Here is a 20,975-nt window from a genome sequence, read left to right as displayed (position 1 = left end):
TCACCGTGCGATGACCTCGCGCGCCAGCAGGCGGTACGCCTCGGCGCCGTTCGATGTGGGGGCCCACGTGGTGATGGGCTCGCCTGCCACGGTGGTCTCGGGGAACCGCACGGTGCGGTTGATCACGGACTCGAACACGAGGTCGCCGAACGCCTCGATCACCCGCTGGCGGACCTCGCGGGTGTGCAGCGTGCGGGGGTCGAACATCGTGGCCAGGATGCCGAGGATCCGCAGGTCGGGGTTGAGCCGCTGCTGCACCTTGTCGATCGTGTCCATCAGCAGTGCCACGCCCCGCAGGCTGAAGAACTCGCAGGCCAGCGGGATCAGGATCTGGTCGGCGCAGGCGAGTGCGTTGATAGTGAGCAGGCCGAGCGAGGGCTGGCAGTCGATGAGGACGACGTCGTACCGGTCGAGGACGGGCTTGATCGCACGGCCGAGCGACTGTTCGCGTCCGACCTCCGTGACGAGCTGCACCTCGGCGGCGGACAGATCGATGTTGCTCGGCAGCAGGTCCATGCCCTCGACGCCGGTCTCGCGGATCACCTCGTCGACGTCGATGTTCTGCTCCATGAGCAGGTTGTAGATCGTGGTGTCGAGCTCGTGGGCCTGCACGCCCAGGCCGACCGACAGCGCGCCTTGCGGGTCGAAGTCGACGAGGAGCACCTTGCGGCCGTACTCGGCGAGAGCTGCGCCGAGGTTGATGGTGGAGGTCGTCTTGCCGACGCCGCCCTTCTGGTTCGCCACCGCGATGACCCGCGCCGGGCCGTGCTCTGTGAGGGGGGCCGGCTCCGGTACCTGGGCATGCGGCCTCCCGACTCCGTCGTGTTCGGCGGCGTCGTGGTCCTCGTCGAGCGGCTCCGGGCTGGGGGCGAAGGGCCGCGGTGTGTCCAATGCGGGCTCCGGTCTTCGGCGGGCGACCCATGGTGAGTCGATCCCGGCAGACTAGGAGGCCGGGTTGACGACGGGCAACGCGCCCCGCCGTACGCCGGCCGACTGATCGGCGCAGGTCGGCCGACCGCTGCCCAACGCTACCCGCGGCGGCGTTCGTCCGTTGCGGGGGCGGGCCTCGCCGGGCTGCGGTCAGGTCACCAGCTGCACGCCCGCGGCCACGAGTTCGCGCACGGCGGGGGCAGCAGGATCGGCGTCGGTGACGATCCCTGTCACCTCGGCGAGCGGGAGCACCGCGAAACGGGAGGCCGCACCGATCTTCTCGGCGCTGGCCAGCACATAGGTGTCGGCGGCCCGCCGGGAGAGCGCGCGTTTCATGGCGGCCTCGTCGGCGTCGCCGGTGGTGAGCCCCGCCTCGTGGTGCACGCCGGTGACGCCCAGCAGGAAGACGTCGGCGGTCACGGCCTGCGCAGCCTCCACCGCGGCCGCACCGCACGTGACCAGGGAGTGTTTGAAGAGGCGGCCGCCGAGCAGGAACACCTCGACGTCGCGGTGGTCCACGAGGGCCGCGGCCACGGACGGGCTGTGCGTCACCACGGTGGCCGTGAGGTCGAGCGGAAGCGTCCGCACGACGGCGAGCGCCGTCGTGCCCCCGTCGAGGATCGCGGTGCTGCCCGGCGTGACGAGGCGGGCGGCGATGTGCGCGACGCGCGCCTTGCTCCCCGGTTCGACGTGCTCGCGCCCGGCGACGTCGGCGATCGCGGGCGAGACCGGCAGTGCTCCGCCGTAGACCCGCTGGCAGAGACCGGCAGCGGCGAGATCACGCAGGTCGCGCCGGACGCTGTCCTCCGAGACGCCGAGCTCGTCGGCCATGTCCTTGGCCACGATCCGCCCCTCGCTGCGGAGGCGGGCGAGGAGCAGGTCACGACGCTGCGCCGCAAGCATGCACGTTCTCCCTTGTTTCTGCCGACTTTTGCACGTTACCGTGCCGAATGTGACGAAACCACTGCTGATCCTGATCGCCGGCCCCTACCGCTCCGGCACAGGCGACGACCCCGCCCTGATGGCGGCCAACCTGGAGCGGCTGGAGGAGGCGGCCTGGCCGATCTTCCGGGCCGGGCACGTGCCGATGATCGGGGAGTGGGTGGCGCTGCCCGTGCTGCGCGGAGCGGGCGCCACGGGTGTGACCGACCCGCTGGCGCAGCAGGTCATGTACCCCACGGCGCACCGGCTCTTGCAGCACTGCGACGCGGTCCTGCGCCTGCCCGGCGCGTCGACCGGGGCGGACCAGGACGTCGCCATCGCGCGCGAGCGCGGCATCCCCGTCTACAGCGACCTCGCCGAGATCCCCGGGGTGGAATCGCTAACCGAGCGCGCGGGGGTGTGAGGTCGCGTAGACCTCGCGCAGCGTGTCGACCGTGACGCTCGTGTAGATCTGGGTGGTGGTCACCGACGCGTGGCCGAGCAGTTCCTGCACCACCCGCACGTCCGCGCCACCGGCGAGCAGGTGTGTGGCGAAGCAGTGCCGCAGCGTGTGCGGCGAGACGTCGGTGGCGAGCCCGGCCGCCTCCGCCGCGCCGCGCAGGGCATGCCAGGCACTCTGCCGCGACAGCCGAGCCCCACGGGCGTTGAGCAGGAGCGCCGAGGTGCCGCGGCCGCGAGCGGCGAGAACGGGACGGGCCCGCACCAGGTAGGCGTCGACGGCGGCGAGCGCCGGGCGTCCCACGGGGACGATCCGCTGCTTACCGCCCTTGCCGCGCAGCAGCACGGTGCGACCCGTGGTGTCGAGGTCGTCCCGGTCGATGCCGACGGCCTCGGAGATCCGCGCGCCCGTGGAGTACAGGAGTTCGAGCATCGCACGGTCGCGCAGCGCGCCTGGTCCGTCGCCGACACAGCCGGCGAGTAGCTGCTCCACCTGGTCGAGCGTGAGCGCGCGAGGCAACCGGGCCGGCAGCGCCGGTGGGCGTACCTCGCGCGCGGCGTCGTCGGCCAGCAGCCCATCGCGCACCGCGAACCGGTGCAGCCCGCGCACCGCCGCGAGTGCGCGGGCGGCCGACGACGCCGCCAGCGGCGACGGCCCACTGCGCAGGGCCGTCACGAAGCCGGCGACGTCGCCCTCCTGCACGGCGCCGAGGTCGTCGATCCCGAGGGTCTCGAGGTACTGGAGGTAGCGCCGCAGGTCGGTGCCGTAGGAGCGCATGGTGTTGACCGCGCTCCCCCGCTCCACCGTGAGGTGGTGCAGGAACGCCTCCACCACCTCGTCGGGTCGGGCACCCACGGCGGCATCCTCCCGCACGGCGGCCTCGGAGCCGTGCAGGCGCGTGTCACGAGAGCGCGGGGATCACCTCGCGCTCGAACAGCTCGATGCCCGAACGGTCGTAGGCGGCCTCCGGGAAGTTGAAGATCCCGTAGCCCATTCCCAGGTCACGCAGCTTGCCGAGCTTCTCGACGACCTGCTCGGGCGTGCCGAACGCGGCCGAGCTGCGGTACGACTCGGCGTTGCTCTCCGCCCGCTCCGCACCCACGTACGGCTCCAGCCGGGCCTTCAGGGTCGCCAGCCGCTGCTCGGCCTCCGCCTCCGAGCTGCCGATCGCCACGTTGAAGTTCGACGAGCGCACGATCGCGTCGAAATCCGTGCCCACCGTGTCGCAGTGCTTCCGGAGCACCTCGGACTTGTGGGCGAAGACCTCGGCGTCACCGCCCCCGATGTTGGCGTACTGCCCGTACTTCGCGACGATCTTCAGGGTCACCTTCTCCCCGCCCCCGGCGATCCACAGCGGGATGCCGCCCTCCTGCAGCGGGAGGGGCCGGACGATCGCGTCGCTCACCTGGTACTGCTTGCCGTCCAGGGTGGCGATGCCCTCGGTCCAGGCCTGACGCATGATCTGGACACCCTCGTCGAGCATCCGCAGCCGCTCCGGCGCCGACGGGAAGCCGTAGCCGTAGGCCCGCCACTCGTGCTCGTACCAGCCGGCGCCGATACCCATCTCGATGCGGCCACCGGAGACGATGTCGCAGGTGGCTGCGACCTTCGCGAGGTAGACCGGGTTGCGGTAGCTCATGCACGTGCACATCTGCCCGAGCCGCACCCGCTCGGTGACCGCACCGAACGCCGACATCAGCGTCCACGCCTCGTGGGTCGCCTGGTCGGTGGGAACGGGAACGGTGTGGAAGTGGTCGTAGACCCAGATCGACTCCCACGGGCCCGCGTCGGCGTGCTGCGCGAGCCCCTTCATCGCCTGCCACTGGTCGGCGGGGTCGATACCGACCAGATCGTGTCGCCATCCTTGGGGAACGAACATTCCGAAGCGCATACCGGTCACGGACCTGAATAGTAGGACGGATCATCCGTTCGCACCCGCCCGTGCAGTGTGCACAGCCAGAGGGTTGCCACCGGGCAATCTGCCTCGTGACCATGTCGTGGCCCCTACCTACCGTCGATCCGACGTCGGAGGAGGGTGCGCCATGGCTGCTGCACATGTGGGTGTCGACGACTACGCGCTGGTCCGCGTACCCCAGGACGAGCGGTATTCCTGGTGGTCGGTCGCTGTGCAGCGGTTCGGGCAGGTCTCGGCGCTGAGCCAGTTCCTGCTCGGCTCGACCGTCGGCTTCGGCATGGCCTTCTGGGACGCGTTCTGGGCGTTCACGCTCGGCGCGGTCATCCTGGAGCTGGTCTGCATCGGCGTCGGGATCATCGGGTGCCGGGAAGGTCTGCAGACTTCCGTACTGACCCGCTGGACAGGGTTCGGCCACGGCGGCAGCGCCGTGGTCGGCGTCGCGATCGGCATCTCGCTGATCGGCTGGTTCGGCATCCAGTCCGGCGTCTCGGCGGAGGGCCTGCTCAGCCTGATCGGGGTGCTGCCGAGCTGGGCGTGGTCGCTGATCTTCGGTCTCGTGGTGACGCTCATCGTGCTGTGGGGCTTCGCGTCGATGAAGTGGGTCGCCTACGTGACCGTGCCCGCCTTCATCGTGCTGGTGGCGTGGTCGGTGGGCACCGGGCTGTTCGGCCACGACGTGGGCGCGCTCGTCGCGTCACCACCACCGGGCCCGAGCATGTCGCTGCTGGAGGGCACCACCCTCGTAGCGGGAGGCTTCATCGTCGGGGCCGTGATCACCCCGGACATGACCCGGTTCAACCGCACGTCCGCGGACGTCGTCAAGCAGACCGTCGTCGGCTTCACGATCGGTGAGTACCTCATCGGCATGTCGGGCGTGCTGCTCGCGCACGCGATCCGGTCCGACGACATCATCACGATCGTCACGTCCTCGGTCGGCTGGGTGGGCACCCTGGTGATCATCCTGGGCACGCTGAAGATCAACGACTGGAACCTCTACAGCTCCGGTCTCGGCATCGTGAACTTCGTGGGCACCGTGTTCGGCAAGCGCGTGAACCGCGCGATGGTCACTCTGATCATCGGTGTCGTCGGCAGCCTGCTGGCCGCGGGCGGCATCCTCGACAGCTTCACCGGGTTCCTCACCCTGCTCGGCGTCGCGTTCCCGCCCATCGCCGGGATCATGGTCGCCGAGTACTTCGTGGTGAAGCAGTGGCGGCCCGAGCTGGACCGCTCCCGCGCCGCGGGCACGCTGCCGGAGACAGCGCCCACCTGGGTGCCCGCCACGCTCGTCATCTGGGTGCTCGCCGCGCTCATCGGCGAGTTCGTCGCGTGGGGCCTACCGAGCATCAACTCGCTGATCGCGGCGTTCCTGCTCTACGTGGTGGCTGGGAAGCTCGGGCTGGTCCGGGGGGTCGGCCTGAGCCGGACGGCGGAGGGCACAGAGCTGCCCGCCGCCCATCGAGAGGTGGTTTGATGCGGATCGGGATCGACGTCGGCGGCACCAACACCGACGCAGTCCTCATGGACGGCGACCAGGTGCTCGCCGCGGTCAAGGCCCCGACCACGGCGGACGTGACGACGGGCATCGTCATGGCGCTGAACGGGCTACAGGGTCAGCACCCGTTCCCGCCCGCCGACGTCCGGGCGGTGATGATCGGCACCACGCACTTCATCAACGCGCTGGTCGAGGCCCGGGGGCTGGCCCCGACGGCAGCGCTGCGGCTCGGCCTTCCCGCCACGGCGTCGCTACCGCCGATGGTCGACTGGCCCGACCGGCTCGTCGCGGCCATCTCCGGGCGCGGCTACCTCGCCCACGGCGGGCACGAGTTCGACGGCAGGCCGATCTCCCCGCTCGACGAGGACGAACTGCGCCGCCACGCCGCCGACATGGCCGCACACGGCGTCCGCTCGGTCGCGATCTCGTCGGTGTTCTCGCCGGTCAACACGGAGTTCGAACAGCGGGCAGCCGAGGTGCTCGGCGAGGAGCTGGGCCCGGACGTGCCGGTGTCGCTGTCCCACGAGATCGGGCGGGTCGGGCTGCTGGAGCGCGAGAACGCCACGATCATCAACGCGGCCCTGCGCGAGCTCGCCGCGGGCATCGTCGACGGTCTCTCGGCCTCGATCGCAGGTCACGGCATCACCGCGCCGCTCTACCTCAGCCAGAACGACGGCACCCTGATGGACGTCGAGTTCTCGCGCCGTTACCCCGTGGCCACGTTCGCGTCCGGCCCGACCAACTCGATGCGCGGGGCCGCCGTGCTCTCGGGCCTGGACACCTGCGCGGTCGTGGACGTGGGCGGCACCACCACCGACGTCGGCGTGCTCACCGGCGGCTTCCCGCGGGAGGCCACGGTGGAGGTGAGCGTCGCGGGCATCCGCACCAACTTCCGGATGCCCGACGTGCTGAGCATCGGGCTCGGCGGCGGCAGCCTCGTGCGTGGGCGCGGGACGGACGTGACGGTGGGGCCGGACTCGGTCGGCTACCGGCTCACCGAGCAGGCACTCGTCTTCGGCGGTGACGTCCTGACCGCCACCGACGTGGCCGTGGCGACGGGCAGGGTCGCGATCGGCGATCCGTCCCGCGTGGCCGGGCTCGCGCCCTCCGACGTCGCAGCGGCGCTGGAGCGGATCGGTGCCGACGTCGCCGACGTCGTCGATCGGATGCGGATCTCCGCCGACCCGCTGCCGGTGGTGGCCGTCGGTGGCGGCTCGGTGCTGCTCCCCGACTCCTTCCCGGGCCTCGGGCCCGTGCACCGGCCGGAGCACTTCGCGGTGGCCAACGCGATCGGCGCGGCGATCGCGCAGGTCGGCGGCGAGGTCGATCGGGTGTTCGCGATCGAGCCCGGACGCCGTGACGCCGCCGTGGACGAGGCCCGTCAGGAGGCGGTGGACCGTGCGGTGGTGGCGGGTGCCGACCCGGCCACCGTCGCGATCGTGGACTTCGACGAGGTTCCCATCCCCTACCTGCCAGGCAACGCGACCCGCATCCGCTGCAAAGCGGTGGGCGACCTGCGCATCGAGCACGTGGCCGGGCGGCACGCATGACCGGCACGCTGACCCCGCCCGTCACCGCGATCGGCGAGGACGACCTGGAGTCACTCGCCAGGGGTGCGGCCGTGCTGGGCACCGGCGGCGGGGGCGACCCGTACATCGGGCGGCTCCTCGCGGCCCAGGCGCTGCGGGAGCACGGCCCGGTCCAGCTCGTCGCCCCGGCGCAGTTGCCCGACAACGCCACCGTCTTCCCGGTCGCGATGATGGGCGCGCCCACCGTGATGGTGGAGAAGACGCCCTCGGTGGAGCGCATCGGGCACGCGGTCGCCGCGCTCGCGGAGCACCTGGGCGTCACGCCGACGCACATCGCGTGCATCGAGGCCGGCGGGGTGAACTCCACGTTCCCGCTGGTCGCCGCGGCACGGCTGGGGCTCCCGCTGGTGGACGGCGACGGCATGGGCCGCGCGTTCCCCGAGCTGCAGATGGTGCTGCCGACGTTGCACGGCGTGGCGGCCACACCGATGTCGATCGGGGACGAGAAGGGCAACGTCGGGCTGCTCACGTCGATCGACAACCACTGGGCGGAGTCCCTCGCGCGCTCGCTGACGATCACGATGGGCTGCGCCGCGATCATCTCGAACTACGTGATGACCGGCGCGCAGGCGCGCGAGGGCCTCGTGGCCGGGACGCTGAGCCTGTGCACCCGGATCGGGCGGCGCGTGGAGCAGGTGCGCGCCGCGCACGGTGACGCGGTGCTCGCGGTGGCCGACGAGCTCGGCGGCCGGGTGCTGCACACCGGCAAGGTCGTCGACGTCGCACGGCGCACCACCACCGGCTTCGCCCGCGGCAGCGCCGTGATCAACGGCGCAGACGGCGACCTGACACTCGAGTTCCAGAACGAGCACCTGGTCGCCCTGCGCGACGGCCGGGTGGAGGTCACCACACCGGACCTGATCATCGTGCTCGACACCGACTCGGGCGAGCCGGTCACCACCGAGGCGCTGCGATTCGGCCACCGCGTGAGCGTGCTCGCCGCGCCTGCCGACGAACGCTGGCACTCCCCGGGCGGCATCGCGCTCGTCGGCCCGCGGTACTTCGGCTACGACACGGATCCCGTCCGCTTCGACGCCCGGGAGCGCCCGTGACGTGGACGCTGGACCCGCAGGACCTGCCCGACCTCGCCCGCGGCGCGGCGCTGCTGGGCACGGGCGGCGGGGGCGACCCGCACATCGGCAGGCTCATGGTCGAGGCGGCGATCCGCGAGCACGGGCCGGTCACGGTGCTCGACCCCGACGAGGTCGACGACGCCGCGTTCGTCGTGCCGACCGCGATGATGGGCGCGCCGACCGTGATGGTGGAGAAGATCCCGCGCGGCGACGAAGCGGTGATCGCACTGCGCACCCTGGAACGCCACCTCGGACGCTCCGCCGACGCCACGATGCCGATCGAGTGCGGTGGCATCAACTCCATGATCCCGCTGGTCGTGGCCGCGACCACCGGGCTCCCCGTTGTGGACGCCGACGGGATGGGCCGGGCGTTCCCCGAGCTACAGATGGAGACGTTCGGCGTCTACGGCGTGCCGGGCTCCCCCATGGTCGTCGCGGGCGACCACGGCGAGACGGTCACGATCGACACCGGCGCGGACAACCGGCGGATGGAGTGGCTGGCGCGCGGCGCGACGATCCGGATGGGGGGCGCGGCGCTGATCGCCGACTACCCGATGTCCGGGGCCGACGTGAAGCGCACGGCGGTGCCGCGCACGCTCTCGCTCGGCCTGTCTGTCGGGCGGGCGCTGCGGGAGGCCCGCGAACAGCTGCGCGACCCGATCTCCGCGCTCGCCGAGGCTCTCGCCCCCACCGCCTACTCGCACCTGCGTGTGCTCTTCGCGGGCAAGGTCGCCGACGTGGAGCGGCGCACCGTCGACGGGTTCGCCAAGGGCCGGGCGCGGTTCGTGTCGTTCGACGGCACCTCGACGCTGCGCACGGTCTTCCAGAACGAGAACCTCGTAGCCGAGGTCGACGGCGTCGTGACCTGCATCGTTCCCGACCTGATCTGCGTGCTGGACGCCGAGTCCGGGGAGCCGATCACCACGGAGACGCTGCGCTACGGGCAGCGTGTCGTGGTCATCGGCATCTCGACCCCGGAGATCATGCGCACGCCGGAGGCGCTGGCGGTGTTCGGGCCGTCGTGCTTCGGGCTCTCGCACGAGTTCCGTCCCGTCGAGGACGCGGTGCCGGTGAGCTGACAGATCATGAGGCGGCGAGCTCACACTGCAGGAGTGGTCACTCGACCGCAGCCCGGGCGGTCCACAGCTCCGGAAACGGAATCTCGTCGAGCGTCGGCGACAACCAGGCCACTGTCGGCTCGCCGAAGTAACCGTCCCGATTCCCGAACGTCCGGCGCACCGACATCAGGTGCCGGTACTTCCAGGTGGTGAGCTCCTCGGCGATGTCTGCCAGCGTCTCGCCCAGCGCGAAGAGCTCCCCGTGCTCCTCGGGAGCCTGGTAGACGGTGCGCCACACTTCGCCCACCTCCGGGTGCGGCACGTACGGGGCGGCGAAGTCCCGCTGCAGGCGGTCCGCGGAGATCGGGTGACCGCTTCGGGTGAGAAGGCCGAGCACGTCGTCGTAGAGGGTGGGTTGACCGAGGATCTCGCGCAGCTCGCGCAGGCGGGTCGGGGTGCCCTCGAGGGAGGCGAGCCCGTCGGTCGATCTGCTCCCCAGCAGGAACGCCATCCAGCGGAACATCCACGACTGCAGGGCACTGAACTGTCGCCTGCCATGAACCTCTGCGATCCCGCGCTGGATCGGGCCGAAATCGACCGGGGTCATCCACGAGAGCGACAACCAGTTCCCGTTCAGGGCACGAAAGTGAGCCGCGGTCCGGCGCAGGGTCGCCGTGGCCTGGCCGAGCTGTTCGCTTCGAAGTTCGCCCTGGGCCGTCCGGACCTCGTGGACGATCAGTCCGAAATAGAGCTCCATGACCTGCGCGTTGACCATGAAGGCCGGCTCGGCCGGGCTGTCGCTGAGGGGCCTCTGCAGGGTGTGCAGCACTTCGCTGCACAGGTACGAACTGTATGGCGTCTGCTCATCGGGATCACCGGGGCCGGGATGGTTCAGCAGCATCCTCTTCCCGTTGCGCGTGTCCTGCGGGGGCTGCAGGGAAGACATGGCCGTCTCCTCGACTCTTTCACGAACCAACAAGAATGTTGCGACGTCGGCAGGCGGGATACGCGCCGGGCGCGGGCATAGCCGGTCAGGCCCCGCCGAGGAAGGAGCGCACGGCATCGGCGACCGTGCCGGGCACGGCCACGTGGGCGAAGTGTGCCTGCTCGGGGATCTCGACCCGAGTGGCCGCAGGCAGTCTCTCGACGAGGAACCGCGTGGCGTCGACCTGGTACTGCGCGGTCGTCTCTCCGAGCAGCAGCAAGGTGCGCTGCTGGATCGTCGTGAACCGATCGAGGTCGCCGACGAGCCCGTCGATGGCGCGCAACTCGCGCGGCAACGTCGGGACGAGGTCGACCATCCTTTCCCACATCGGGGTCTGGCGCAGGTCCGCGAGATCGGGCTCGTCCATGTTCACGATGTCGGTAAGCATGATCGACAGCGCTCGCTCGTGCTCCCCGGCCGCGACCGCGGCGGCACAGGACGTGCAGGCGTCCCCCGCGATCAGGTCCACCACCGGCAGGGGAGGCTCATAGAGGATCAGTGCGGAGATGTCGGCTCCGGCGGCTGCCGCCGCAGCGGCGATGATCGCGCCGTACGAGTGGCCGATGACCGCCGCTCCTGGTCCCGCGGCGGCGAGCACGGCGTCGAGGTCGGCGACCTCGGTCGAGAGGTCGTAATCCGCCGCGTCGCCGCTGAGTCCACGACCACGGCGGTCGACGAGCATGACGGTGTAGTGCTCGGCGAGGATCTGGGCGACCGGCAGCCACTGCTCGCCGGTCGAGATCGCTCCGTGTGCGATGACGATCGCAGGGCCGGTGCCGAGCTGACGCCACCCGATGGGAGTGCCGTCGGCGGAGGTGGTGTGCTTGAAAAGCGCCCCCTGCATGGCCCCCATATTGATCTTCTCAAATGCGGCCCGGCAATAACCCCCGAGTGGCATTTCCTCGAGGCTGGACCGGGTGGGTGCCGCCGGCGAGAGCAATGAGTTCAGAGTCGCGGCAACCGTTCCCACCTTTCGCGCGCTCCTCGCCCGGTAAGGATTCAGCTGAGCTGAAGACCCCTCGTCGCCGCCGAGTCAACTTTGGAACCGGAAATATGCCATTTTCGCCGATTCCGGTGCAACCGAGCTGATCATGTTCTGGTGGGCTCGGCAAGCGACGGTCCGCACCGCAGGGGCATGGGGGCGGCGGTCGAACCCATGAGCAATGGTTCACCCGTTCGTGACGGACGACTGCGACTATGCACAGGTGACGGGAGCGCGACTCGGGGCCGACGACGTCGACGCCCTCGTGGTCGGGCTGACGCTCCTCGGTTCGGGCGGTGGTGGCGACCCGCAGCTGTTCCGCCGTGCCCTGCGCGACGCGCTGGCCCGGTCCGAGGTGGTGCTGCACGATCCGGCCGAGCTCGGCGACGCGCCCGTCGTCGCCGTCGGGATGCTCGGCGCCACCCGCGTGCTCACCGAGAAGCTGCCGAGCGGCCGGGAGATCCTCACGGCGGTGCGTGCGCTCGCGCGCTGGACGGGTGTGGAACCGGCCGCGGTCATGCCCTACGAGGCCGCCGGGCTCAACGGCGCGATGGCTGTGGCCGCCGCGTGTGAGCTCGGTCTGCCGCTGCTCGACGCCGACCTCATGGGCCGGGCGCTCCCCCGTCTCGACCAGCTCACCCGCGCCGTTGCCGGTGGCCCGATCACGCCGTACGCGATGGCCGAGCCCACCGGCGAGATCGTGCTGGTCGACGACGCGGGCCCCGCCGCGCTGGAACGGCTCGCCCGCAGCGTCGTGGCGCAGGGCGGTGGCTGGGCCGGGGGCGCACTCGCCCCGGTACCCGCGAGTCGCGCCCACACGGACGCGTGCGTCGGCACCCTCGCCCGTGCCCTCGCGCTCGGCCGCGCTCACGCGACGCTCGTACGGCCGACCGCCGACGAGGTCGCCACCGCGCTCGCCGGCCGGGTGCTGGCCGCAGGCAGGACCGTCGAGATCGCCCGCCACCCCTCGGTCTCGTTCGGTCGGGCCGGGATCGCCGTGCTGGACGACCGCCCGGCCGGTGGCGTGCTGCGCATCGAGGCCGAGAACGAGTACCTGCTGGCGCTGGTCGACGGCGAGCCGGTGGCGAGCTGCCCCGACCTGATCTGCCTGCTCGACCGCCGCACGGCCGCCCCGATCGCGGTGGACGCCCTCCGGCCCGGCGACGACGTGCTCGCGGTGGTGCTGCCCGGGCCGCCGTGGTGGCGGGCGAGCGCGCAGCGGCTGCGGCACGTCGACCCGCGCGCCTTCGGGCTCGACTGCGACCCCGTGCTGCTGCCCGAGGCCGTGACACTGCCCGACAGGACCGAGATCCCGGCATGACCGGTCCCGGTCCGCCGCCGGTGGCGCTGCGCGCGCTGCTCGCCCACCCCGACTGGGCCGGCGCGACCGTGCTGGCGGGCGACGCCGAGTCGCCCGTCGTCGTCCGGGACGTACGCACCGTGCCCGACCTGCGCGCCGACCCGTCCGGGCCACCTGGCGCGCTGCTCGCCGTCGCGCTGTCGGGCGACCGGGAGGACTGGCACCTCGACGTCCTGCTGCGGCGGGCGGCTGCGGCCCGCGTCGTGGCCGTGCTGCTGCCTGGCACACAATCTCTGCGCATTGCGAGCCACCTGCTCGCCGACCGGGTCGGGCTCATGGTCCTCGGAACGGACGACCCCCTCGCGAGTGCGCTGGCTGCCACCCGCCTGCTGCGCGAGCCCGACCAGGTGGTGGCCGACCTGGTGACGCGCACCGCGGCCGTCTGCGCCGCGGTCGCCGGCGGCGTCGACGAGCTCGTGGCCGGGCTCGCCCGGGTGTGGCGGCGCCCGGTCTGGCTGCTCGACGGCACGGGTGGCGTGGCCGCAGGGCCCGAACCGGGGCCGCCCGACGCGTCGGCGGTAGTCACGGTCCTGCGCCGGTCCGTCGGAACCGACCGGCCTCGCTCGGGCTCCCTCGCCGTGGCCGTACCGACCGGGTTGCCCGCCGAGCGCGCGGCGGTCGAGGCCGCCCTCGGTGTGGCCGTCGGTGCCGTGGGCCAGCGCATGGCCGAGAAGCGGCTCGCGGTCGAGCGCGACGCGCGCCTGCGGATGTCCCTGCTCACGGAGCTCGTGCAGGCCCCGGCCGAGCTGGACGCCGTCACCCGCCGCCGCGCCCTGGACGCGGGCTGGGAGCTCGAGGGCTGGCACGTGGGGATCCGGATCGACGTGCCGGGCACGGTCGACCCTGTCACCATGAGGCCGGAGGTGCTGCGCGCGTTCGACACCGCGCACCTGCGCGCGTTCGTCGTCGAGCAGGGCTCGGGGTGGGCCGCATGGTCGACCTTCCCCGACGAACCGGCGGCCGAGCAGCTCCAACGGCACGCGACGGTCGTCCGCCGAGCCCAGTGGCTGCTGCGCTCCTCGTTGCCCAGCGCGATGGGCGTCGGGCGCGTGCATCGCGGCGCCACCGGCCTCGCCCGCACCCTGGGCGAGGCGGACGATGCCGCGCGGCTGGCAGCAGCCCGCTCCGCAAGTGGCTACTTCGTTCACGTGGACCGGCTCGGGCTCGGTCAGCTTCTGCTCGGCTGGACCCGCACCGACACGTTCCTCCCGGCCGCCCGCTCGATGCTGGAGCCGCTGCGCGACCAGCCCGGTGACCTGCTCACCACGTTGACGGCCTACCTCGACGCGGAGTCCTCGCTCACCGAGACCGCCGCGGTGCTCGGCGTCCACCGCAACACCGTGACCGCCCGGATCGCCAGGGCCCAGGAGCTCCTGGGGATGGAGCTCACCGACCCCGACGAGCGGCTCGCCCTGCACTTGGCCTGCCGCAGCGTGCTGTTCCACACCTGACGGTCCGGGGCACGGCCGCCGGTGCAGTCAGGACACTCGTTCCCACCCGCGTCGCGGCGGCCGCCCGCCGGTCCGGGAGCGGTAGACGATGTAGGGACGGAAGAGGTAGCCGATCGGCGCGGTGAAGGCGTGCACGAGGCGGGTGAACGGCCAGAGCGCGAACAGTGCCATGCCGATCAGCGTGTGGATCTTGAACGCGAGACTCGACCGTGCCATCGACTCGATGTCGGGTTGGAGCACGAACAAGGACCGGAACCACGGTGAGACGGAGTCGCGGTAGTTGTGCTCCTCGCCCCCGCCGGCTCCGAGCAGCGTGGTCGCCAGCCCGGCGACGATGGCCGCCACCAGCACGACGTACATCAGCTTGTCGTTGCGGGTGGTGGCGCGGAAGACGGGTCCGGTGGTGCGGCGGCGGTAGATCAGGATCCCGAGCCCGACCAGCGTGCAGATTCCGGCGATGCCACCGAGCACGAAGGCCTGGACGTGGTAGCCCTGCTCGGTGAGCCCGATCGCCGAGGTCCAGCTCTCCGGGATGAGCAGCCCGATCACGTGCCCGATGACGACGACGAGGATTCCGAAGTGGAACAACGGACTGCCGATGCGCAGCAGGCGTGACTCGTAGAGTTCCGAGGACCGGGTGGTCCAGCCGAACTTGTCGTAGCGGTACCGCCAGATCGTCCCGCCGACGAGCACCACGACCATGACGTACGGCAGCACGCCCCACAGCATCACGTCGAGCAACGTCATCGGTGGTCTCCCTGCCTGATCGTGTCGGGTGCGATCGAGAAGGGCATGAGCTCCAGCCCCACCTGCTCACGCGGTGGTCCCCGCCGGGCCATCTCCTTGGCCGCCGCCACGGTCTCGGGCGACGGGCCCGGCAGCAGGGTGCACACCGCGGCCACGGGCTCGGCGTAGGGCGTGCCTGCGTCGCGGAGTGCGAGCCGGAGCAGTTCGAGCCCGGGGCGATGCTCCTGCAGCAACGCCAGCCCGCCGGTGAGGTCGGTGGTGGCGGCGAACTCCAGCAGGACGGGCAGGAAGTCGGGCAGCTCGGTTCCCGTGAGCTCTACGCCGGCCTCCCGGAAACGCGCCTTCAGTGCCGCCAGCGCCGCGCCCCGGCGTCGGGTGTCGCCGTCGGACCACCAGGTCAGGTAGAGGCAGCACCGCCTGCGCTCGTCGAAGATCGAGACGTAGTGGCGGGCGAGGTCGGTCTCGGTCTCGCCCGCCACGACGTCGAGGAAGCGCAGCAGCGGTGTCCGGGCGGGTGCGTCGATGCCCTGGAGGGCCTCGCGGACCAGGGGAAAGTTGGCGCGTACCTGGTGGTTCGGGTACTGCAGGCACACCGACGCCGCTTGCAGGACCACCGCGCTCTCGCGTTCGCCGCTCATTGCCCACCCGTCCCGTCACGACGGGGTGGGAACAGGCCGTCGGGACGGCCGCGGCCGTCCCAGTTCAGGAGGTTCACCCGGCCCCCGTGGCCGCCGGTCGGCGACACCGCATCGCTGGTCTGCCGGTCGCGCAACGCGTGGAAGGTCTCGACCGAGACCGGTGACGGACGACCGGACGACTCGCCGAACGGACCGCTGTCGAGCATCCCGGGCCCGCCATCGTGGTCGAGGCTGCAGGCCAGCTCCTCGAGCTGCTGGGCCTCACCCTCGTGCGCCGTGGGGATGACGTAGCGCTCCTCGTACTTGGCGATCGCGAGCAGCCGGTAGAGCTCGACGAGGTCGGCGCCGGTCGTGGCCACAGCCGTGGCGATCGACTCGTCGCGGTCACGGCCGAGCGTGACGTCACGCATGTACGAGCGCATCGCGGCGAGCTTGAGCAGCACCTCCCGCACCGGTGCCGGGTCGCCCGCGGTGAACAGCTCCGCCAGGTACCCGATCGGAATCCGCAGCGCGTCGACGGCACCGAACAGGTTGCCGGCGTCCTCGCCGTCGTGGCCGGTCTCGGTCAGGCGATCGACCACCGGCGAGAGCGGCGGGACGTACCAGACCATCGGCATCGTGCGGAACTCCGGATGCAAGGGCAGCGCCACCCGGTAGACCTTGGCGAGGCGGTACACCGGCGAGCGGCGGGCCGCGTCCAGCCAGTCCTCGGGGATCCCGTCGTGACGGGCCGCGGCGAGCACCTGCGGGTCGTGCGGGTCCAGGAGCACGTCGAGCTGGGCGCGGTAGAGCTCCTTCTCGTCGGCCACCGATGCCGCCGCGGCGACCCGGTCGGCGTCGTAGAGGACGAGCCCGAGGTAGCGCAGCCGCCCGACGCACGTCTCGCTGCACACGGTGGGCAGGCCGACCTCGATCCGTGGATAGCAGAGGGTGCACTTCTCGGCCTTGCCCGTGCGGTGGTTGAAGTAGACCTTCTTGTACGGACAGCCGGTGACGCACATCCGCCAGCCGCGGCAGCGGTCCTGGTCGACGAGCACGATGCCGTCCTCGGCGCGCTTGTACATCGCCCCCGACGGGCACGACGCCACGCACGACGGGTTGAGGCAGTGCTCGCAGATCCGGGGCAGGAAGAACATGAACGCCTGCTCGTAGGACAGCTTCACGGCGTCCTCGGACTCCCGCCGCAGCCGCTGGACGATCGGGTCGAGCGGGGCGAGCTCGGGAGCACCGCCGAGGTCGTCGTCCCAGTTCGCGCTCCACTCCACGGCCATCGGCTGTCCGGAGATCAACGACCGCGGCTGCGCCACCGGGAAGTCCTCGCCGAGTGGAGCCTCGGTGAGGGTTTCGTAGTCGTAGGTCCAGGGCTCGTAGTAGTCCTGGATCGTCGGCAGCACCGGGTTGGCGAAGATCGAGAAGAGCTTGCGCATCCGGCCGCCGGCGCGCAGCGCGAGTCGGCCGCGCCGGTTGCGCACCCAGCCGCCGCGCCAGCGTTCCTGGTCGGCGAACCGCCGCGGGTAGCCCTGCCCGGGACGGGTCTCGACGTTGTTGAACCAGACGTACTCGGTGCCCGCGCGGTTGGTCCATGCCTGCTTGCAGGTGACCGAGCAGGTGTGGCAGCCGATGCACTTGTCGAGGTTCATGACCATGGCCATCTGCCCCATCACACGCATGTCAGTACCTCACCGTCTGCTCGCGGCGGCGCACGACCGTCACCTCGTCGCGCTGGTTGCCGGTGGGTCCGAGGTAGTTGAAGGCGAAGGAGAGCTGCGCGTAGCCGCCGATCAGGTGCGTGGGTTTGAGCATGATCCGGGTCAGTGAGTTGTGGATCCCTCCGCGTCGCCCGGTCGTCTCCGAGAGCGGCACGTTCACCAGCCGCTCCTGGGCGTGGTAGACGAACGAGGTGCCGGTGGGCAGGCGATGGGTGACGATCGCGCGGGCGACCAGCACGCCGTTGCGGTTGACCGCCTCCACCCAGTCGTTGTCGCGCACCCCGATCGCGGTCGCGTCCGCCTCGCTGAGCCACACCGTCGGGCCGCCGCGGGACAGCGAGAGCATGAACAGGTTGTCCTGGTACTCGGAGTGGATGGACCACTTGGAGTGCGGCGTCAGATAGCGCACGGTCACCGACGTGCCACCGGCGTCGCCGATGCGTGGCTCGCCGAACAGCCGGTGCATGTCCAGGGGCTGGCGGAAGACCGGCAGCGTCTCACCGAACTCGTGCATCCACTCGTGGTCGAGCAGGAAGTGCATGCGCCCGGTGAGTGTGTGCCACGGCTTCTGCCGCTCGACGTTGACGCTGAACGGCGCGTAGCGGCGCCCTCCGGTCTCGCTGCCCGACCACTCCGGGCTGGTCAGCACCGGCACCGGCCGGGCCTGCGTGTCGGCGAACGAGATCCGTCGTTCCTCGCTGCCCTCGGCGAGATCCGCGAGTCGCATTCCGGTGCGCCGCTCGAGCTCGCGGAACCCCGCGACGGCGAGCCTGCCGTTCGTCGTGGCCGAGAACGCGAGGATCGCCTCGGCCATCTTGGCGTCGGTGTCGATCGCCGGACGCCCCGCGCCCACCCCTTCCGGCATGACACCACCGCTTGCCGCCAACTCGGCGACCTCGACGTCCGGGTGGTAGGTGACGCCCTTCGTGCTGATCCCGAGCCGCTCCACGAGCGGCCCGATCGTCGCCATCTTGTCCGCCACCGCCGCGTAGTCGCGCTCCACGACCACGAACCCCGGCATGGTGCGTCCAGGGGCCGCTTCGGCCTCGCCGGCCCGCCAGTCGCGGACCTCGCCACCGGGCTGCGCCGTCTCACCGGGCGTGTCGTGCTGCAGCGGCACCGCGACGACGTCACGACGGGTACCGAGCCGGGCGGCGGCGAGCTCGGAGAACCGGCGGGCGATGGCGTGGAAGGCGTCGAAGTCGGTGCGGGACTCGAACGGTGGATCGATCGCCGGGCTGAACGCATGCACGAAGGGATGCATGTCGGTGGTGCTGAGATCGTGTTTCTCGTACCAGGTGGCCGCGGGCAGCACCACGTCCGACAGCAGCGTGGAGCTGGTCATCCGGAAGTCGAGCGAGAGCAAGAGGTCGAGCTTGCCCTGCGGTGGTGTCTCCTCGCGCCAGTGCACGTCGCGGGGGCGCACGCCGGGAGGGGCTTGCTCGGCGCGCAGGTTGTCGTGGGTGCCGAGCAGGTGGCGCAGGAAGTACTCGTCGCCCTTGGCCGACGAGCCGAGCAGGTTGGCCCGCCAGAGCGTGAGGCACCGCGGCCAGTTCTCCGGCGCGTCGGGATCCTCGACCGCGAACCGCAGGCTGCCCTCCTGCAGCCTGCGCGCGACGTGCGCGGGCACCTCCTCCCCCGCTGCGGCCGCCTCGTCGGCGAGGTCGAGGGGGTTGCGGTCGAACTGCGGGTACGACGGCATCCAGCCCAGCCGCGCCGACAACGCGACCGTGTCCATCGTGTGCATCCCGGTGAGCCGGCCCCGCGCGAGCGGCGAGGCGAGGGCATCGGCGCGGTAGCGGTCATAGCGCCACTGGTCGGTGTGGGTGTACCAGTACGCCGTGCCGATCATCGTGCGTGGCGGGCGCTGCCAGTCGCCCGCCGTCGCCATCGTCGCCCAGCCGCTTGCCGGGCGGCACTTCTCCTGCCCGACGTAGTGCGCCCAGCCGCCCCCGTTGCGGCCCATCGACCCGGTGAGCATCAACAGCGCCAGCACCGCCCGGTAGGTGGCGTCACCGTGGAACCACTGGCAGATGCCGCCGCCCATGATGATCATCGTGCGGCCCTGCGACTCCTCGGCGTTGCGCGCGATCTCGCGCGCCACCTGCACGGCCTGGGCCGCCGGCACCGAGGTGATCGGCTCCTGCCACGCCGGGGTGCAGGGTTCTGCGTGGTCGTCGTATCCGGCAGGCCAGGTACCGGGCAGGCCCTCGCGGCGCACGCCGTACTGGGCGAGCATCAGGTCGAACACGGTGGTCACGAGCCGCCCACCCACCTCGATGACCGGGACACCCCGGTGCACCACGGCACCGGATCCGTCGAGTGCGTCGAAGCGTGGCAACAGCACCTCGACCGCGCGGTCCTTCCCCGAGGCGGTCAGCTGCGGGACGACACCGGCGAGGTCGAGGTTCCAGCGTCCGATCCCGGACTCGGCGTGGCGAAAGCCCAGCGACCCGTTCGGCACCACGGCCTCTCCGGTGCGCTTGTCGATCAGCACCGTCTTCCATGCGGCCTCCTCGGACCTGTCTCCGAGATCCGCCGCGGTGAGGAACCGCCCCGGCACGAAGCCGCCGTCGTGGCTGTCGAGGGTCACGAGGAACGGCATGTCCGTGTACTGCGACACGAAGTCGGTGAAGAACGGCACCGAGCGCTGCACGAAGAATTCGGTGAGGATCACGTGCCCCATGGCCATCGCCAGCGCGCCGTCGGTGCCGGGCTGGGCGGGCAGCCACGTGTCGGCGAACTTCGTGTTGTCGGCGTAGTCCGGCGAGACCACGACGACCTTCTGCCCCCGGTATCGGGCCTCGGCCATCCAGTGGGCGTCCGGCGTGCGGGTGATCGGCACGTTGGAGCCCCACATCAGCAGGTAGGTGGCGTTCCACCAGTCCCCCGACTCCGGGACGTCGGTCTGGTCGCCGAACACCTGCGGTGAGGCCACCGGCAGGTCGGCGTACCAGTCGTAGAACGACGTCATGCACCCGCCGATCAGCTCGATGAACCGCGAGCGGACCGCGTGGCTCACCATCGACATCGCCGGGATCGGCGAGAAGCCCGCGATCCGGTCGGGTCCGTAGGTGGCGATCGTGTGCACGTGAGCAGCGGCGACGATCTCGACGGCCTCGTCCCACGTCGCACGGACGTGGCCGCCCTTGCCCCGCGCGCGCTGGTAGCGCCGCCGCTTGTCGGGGTCGCCCGTGATCTCCGCCCACGCTGCCACCGGGTCTCCGAGCCGCGCCTTCGCCTCCCGGTACATCTCGGCGAGCACACCCCGCACGTACGGGTACCGCACCCGGGTGGGCGAGTAGGTGTACCAGGAGAAGGCCGCGCCACGAGGGCAGCCGCGCGGCTCGTACTCCGGGGAGTCCGGCCCGACGGACGGGTAGTCGGTCTCCTGGCTCTCCCAGGTGATGATCCCGTCCTTGACGTAGACCTTCCACGAGCACGAGCCGGTGCAGTTGACCCCGTGGGTCGAGCGGACGACCTTGTCGTGGCTCCACCGGTCGCGGTAGAAGACGTCGCCGTCGCGGCCACCCTCGCGGTAGACCGCACGCAGATCGTCGGACACGGAGCGGCGGGTGAAGAAGCGCCCCGTTCGCAGTAGAGCATCGACGACTGGGCCGTCGGTCGCCTCCCGATCGCCTCCTCGGACCGCCATCCGGGCCTCC

At 71.3% G+C, this 20,975-nt stretch carries 17 protein-coding genes; 7 read left to right on the top strand and 10 right to left on the bottom strand.

The window, feature by feature from the left end; genetic code table 11:
- Nucleotides 1–891: a ParA family protein gene (locus ABD743_RS40530; protein ID WP_344729408.1), complete on the bottom strand. Its 891-nt coding sequence runs from the start codon at nucleotides 889–891 to the stop codon at nucleotides 1–3.
- Nucleotides 892–1,080: 189 nt separating this feature from the next.
- The gene (locus ABD743_RS40525) at nucleotides 1,081–1,833 is read right to left on the bottom strand and encodes a DeoR/GlpR family DNA-binding transcription regulator (RefSeq protein ID WP_344729406.1); all 753 of its coding nucleotides are present in this window, start codon (nucleotides 1,831–1,833) and stop codon (nucleotides 1,081–1,083) included.
- Between the two features lie 49 nt (nucleotides 1,834–1,882).
- Between ABD743_RS40525 and ABD743_RS40520 the strand changes: the two genes are divergently transcribed.
- Complete coding sequence (locus ABD743_RS40520) at nucleotides 1,883–2,275, top strand: DUF4406 domain-containing protein (protein WP_344729404.1); 393 nt, start codon at nucleotides 1,883–1,885, stop codon at nucleotides 2,273–2,275.
- On the opposite strand, the gene ABD743_RS40515 is transcribed toward ABD743_RS40520, so the two are convergent.
- Nucleotides 2,252–3,166, bottom strand: coding sequence for a site-specific tyrosine recombinase XerD (locus tag ABD743_RS40515; RefSeq protein ID WP_344729402.1), 915 nt, complete (start codon nucleotides 3,164–3,166; stop codon nucleotides 2,252–2,254). The genes ABD743_RS40520 and ABD743_RS40515 overlap by 24 nt on opposite strands.
- 46 nt (nucleotides 3,167–3,212) lie before the next feature.
- Nucleotides 3,213–4,202, bottom strand: a complete 990-nt coding sequence (locus ABD743_RS40510; protein WP_344729444.1) for an LLM class F420-dependent oxidoreductase — start codon at nucleotides 4,200–4,202, stop codon at nucleotides 3,213–3,215.
- A 151-nt stretch (nucleotides 4,203–4,353) separates the two neighbouring features.
- Here ABD743_RS40510 and ABD743_RS40505 point away from each other — a divergent pair, with 151 nt between their 5' ends.
- From ABD743_RS40505 to ABD743_RS40490, 4 genes are read left to right on the top strand one after another with little or no spacing between them, the layout of a single operon-like run.
- On the top strand, nucleotides 4,354–5,697 hold the full coding sequence (locus ABD743_RS40505) for a purine-cytosine permease family protein (protein ID WP_344729400.1): 1,344 nt from the start codon (nucleotides 4,354–4,356) through the stop codon (nucleotides 5,695–5,697).
- Nucleotides 5,697–7,268 carry a hydantoinase/oxoprolinase N-terminal domain-containing protein gene (locus ABD743_RS40500; protein ID WP_344729398.1) on the top strand — a complete coding sequence of 524 codons (1,572 nt, stop codon included), beginning with the start codon at nucleotides 5,697–5,699 and terminating at the stop codon, nucleotides 7,266–7,268. The genes ABD743_RS40505 and ABD743_RS40500 overlap by 1 nt, the downstream gene beginning before the upstream one ends.
- The gene (locus ABD743_RS40495; protein WP_344729396.1) at nucleotides 7,265–8,359 is read left to right on the top strand and encodes an S-methyl thiohydantoin desulfurase family protein; all 1,095 of its coding nucleotides are present in this window, start codon (nucleotides 7,265–7,267) and stop codon (nucleotides 8,357–8,359) included. Before ABD743_RS40500 ends, ABD743_RS40495 begins: the two co-directional genes overlap by 4 nt.
- Nucleotides 8,356–9,459, top strand: a complete 1,104-nt coding sequence (locus ABD743_RS40490) for an S-methyl thiohydantoin desulfurase family protein (RefSeq protein WP_344729394.1) — start codon at nucleotides 8,356–8,358, stop codon at nucleotides 9,457–9,459. The genes ABD743_RS40495 and ABD743_RS40490 overlap by 4 nt, the downstream gene beginning before the upstream one ends.
- A gap of 37 nt (nucleotides 9,460–9,496) precedes the next feature.
- Here the strand turns inward: ABD743_RS40490 and ABD743_RS40485 are convergent, their stop codons facing one another.
- Entirely contained in the window at nucleotides 9,497–10,384 is an 888-nt protein-coding gene (locus ABD743_RS40485; RefSeq protein ID WP_344729392.1) for a tryptophan 2,3-dioxygenase, read from the bottom strand.
- An 85-nt stretch (nucleotides 10,385–10,469) separates the two neighbouring features.
- The gene (locus ABD743_RS40480; protein WP_344729390.1) at nucleotides 10,470–11,267 is read right to left on the bottom strand and encodes an alpha/beta fold hydrolase; all 798 of its coding nucleotides are present in this window, start codon (nucleotides 11,265–11,267) and stop codon (nucleotides 10,470–10,472) included.
- A gap of 361 nt (nucleotides 11,268–11,628) precedes the next feature.
- Between ABD743_RS40480 and ABD743_RS40475 the strand changes: the two genes are divergently transcribed.
- Nucleotides 11,629–12,726, top strand: coding sequence for a DUF917 domain-containing protein (locus ABD743_RS40475; protein WP_344729388.1), 1,098 nt, complete (start codon nucleotides 11,629–11,631; stop codon nucleotides 12,724–12,726).
- The gene (locus ABD743_RS40470; RefSeq protein ID WP_344729386.1) at nucleotides 12,723–14,216 is read left to right on the top strand and encodes a PucR family transcriptional regulator; all 1,494 of its coding nucleotides are present in this window, start codon (nucleotides 12,723–12,725) and stop codon (nucleotides 14,214–14,216) included. Before ABD743_RS40475 ends, ABD743_RS40470 begins: the two co-directional genes overlap by 4 nt.
- A 27-nt stretch (nucleotides 14,217–14,243) precedes the next feature.
- Here ABD743_RS40470 and narI read toward each other — a convergent pair whose 3' ends face one another.
- Genes narI through ABD743_RS40450 form a run of 4 tightly spaced genes read right to left on the bottom strand, consistent with a single transcriptional unit; the run spans nucleotide 14,244 to nucleotide 20,965 of the window.
- Nucleotides 14,244–14,963, bottom strand: coding sequence for a respiratory nitrate reductase subunit gamma (gene narI, locus ABD743_RS40465; RefSeq protein ID WP_344729383.1), 720 nt, complete (start codon nucleotides 14,961–14,963; stop codon nucleotides 14,244–14,246).
- Nucleotides 14,960–15,601, bottom strand: coding sequence for a nitrate reductase molybdenum cofactor assembly chaperone (gene narJ / locus ABD743_RS40460; protein WP_344729381.1), 642 nt, complete (start codon nucleotides 15,599–15,601; stop codon nucleotides 14,960–14,962). Before narJ ends, narI begins: the two co-directional genes overlap by 4 nt.
- On the bottom strand, nucleotides 15,598–17,271 hold the full coding sequence (narH, locus tag ABD743_RS40455) for a nitrate reductase subunit beta (RefSeq protein ID WP_344729379.1): 1,674 nt from the start codon (nucleotides 17,269–17,271) through the stop codon (nucleotides 15,598–15,600). The genes narJ and narH overlap by 4 nt, the downstream gene beginning before the upstream one ends.
- 1 nt (nucleotide 17,272) lies before the next feature.
- Complete coding sequence (locus ABD743_RS40450; RefSeq protein WP_344729377.1) at nucleotides 17,273–20,965, bottom strand: nitrate reductase subunit alpha; 3,693 nt, start codon at nucleotides 20,963–20,965, stop codon at nucleotides 17,273–17,275.
- Nucleotides 20,966–20,975 lie beyond the last annotated feature (10 nt).

The organism is Pseudonocardia yunnanensis, assembly GCF_039534065.1.
GTDB classification, from domain to species: domain Bacteria; phylum Actinomycetota; class Actinomycetes; order Mycobacteriales; family Pseudonocardiaceae; genus Pseudonocardia; species Pseudonocardia yunnanensis.
The sequence above is the reverse complement of the archived record's forward strand: the minus strand, read 5'-3'. Positions and strand labels throughout refer to the sequence as shown.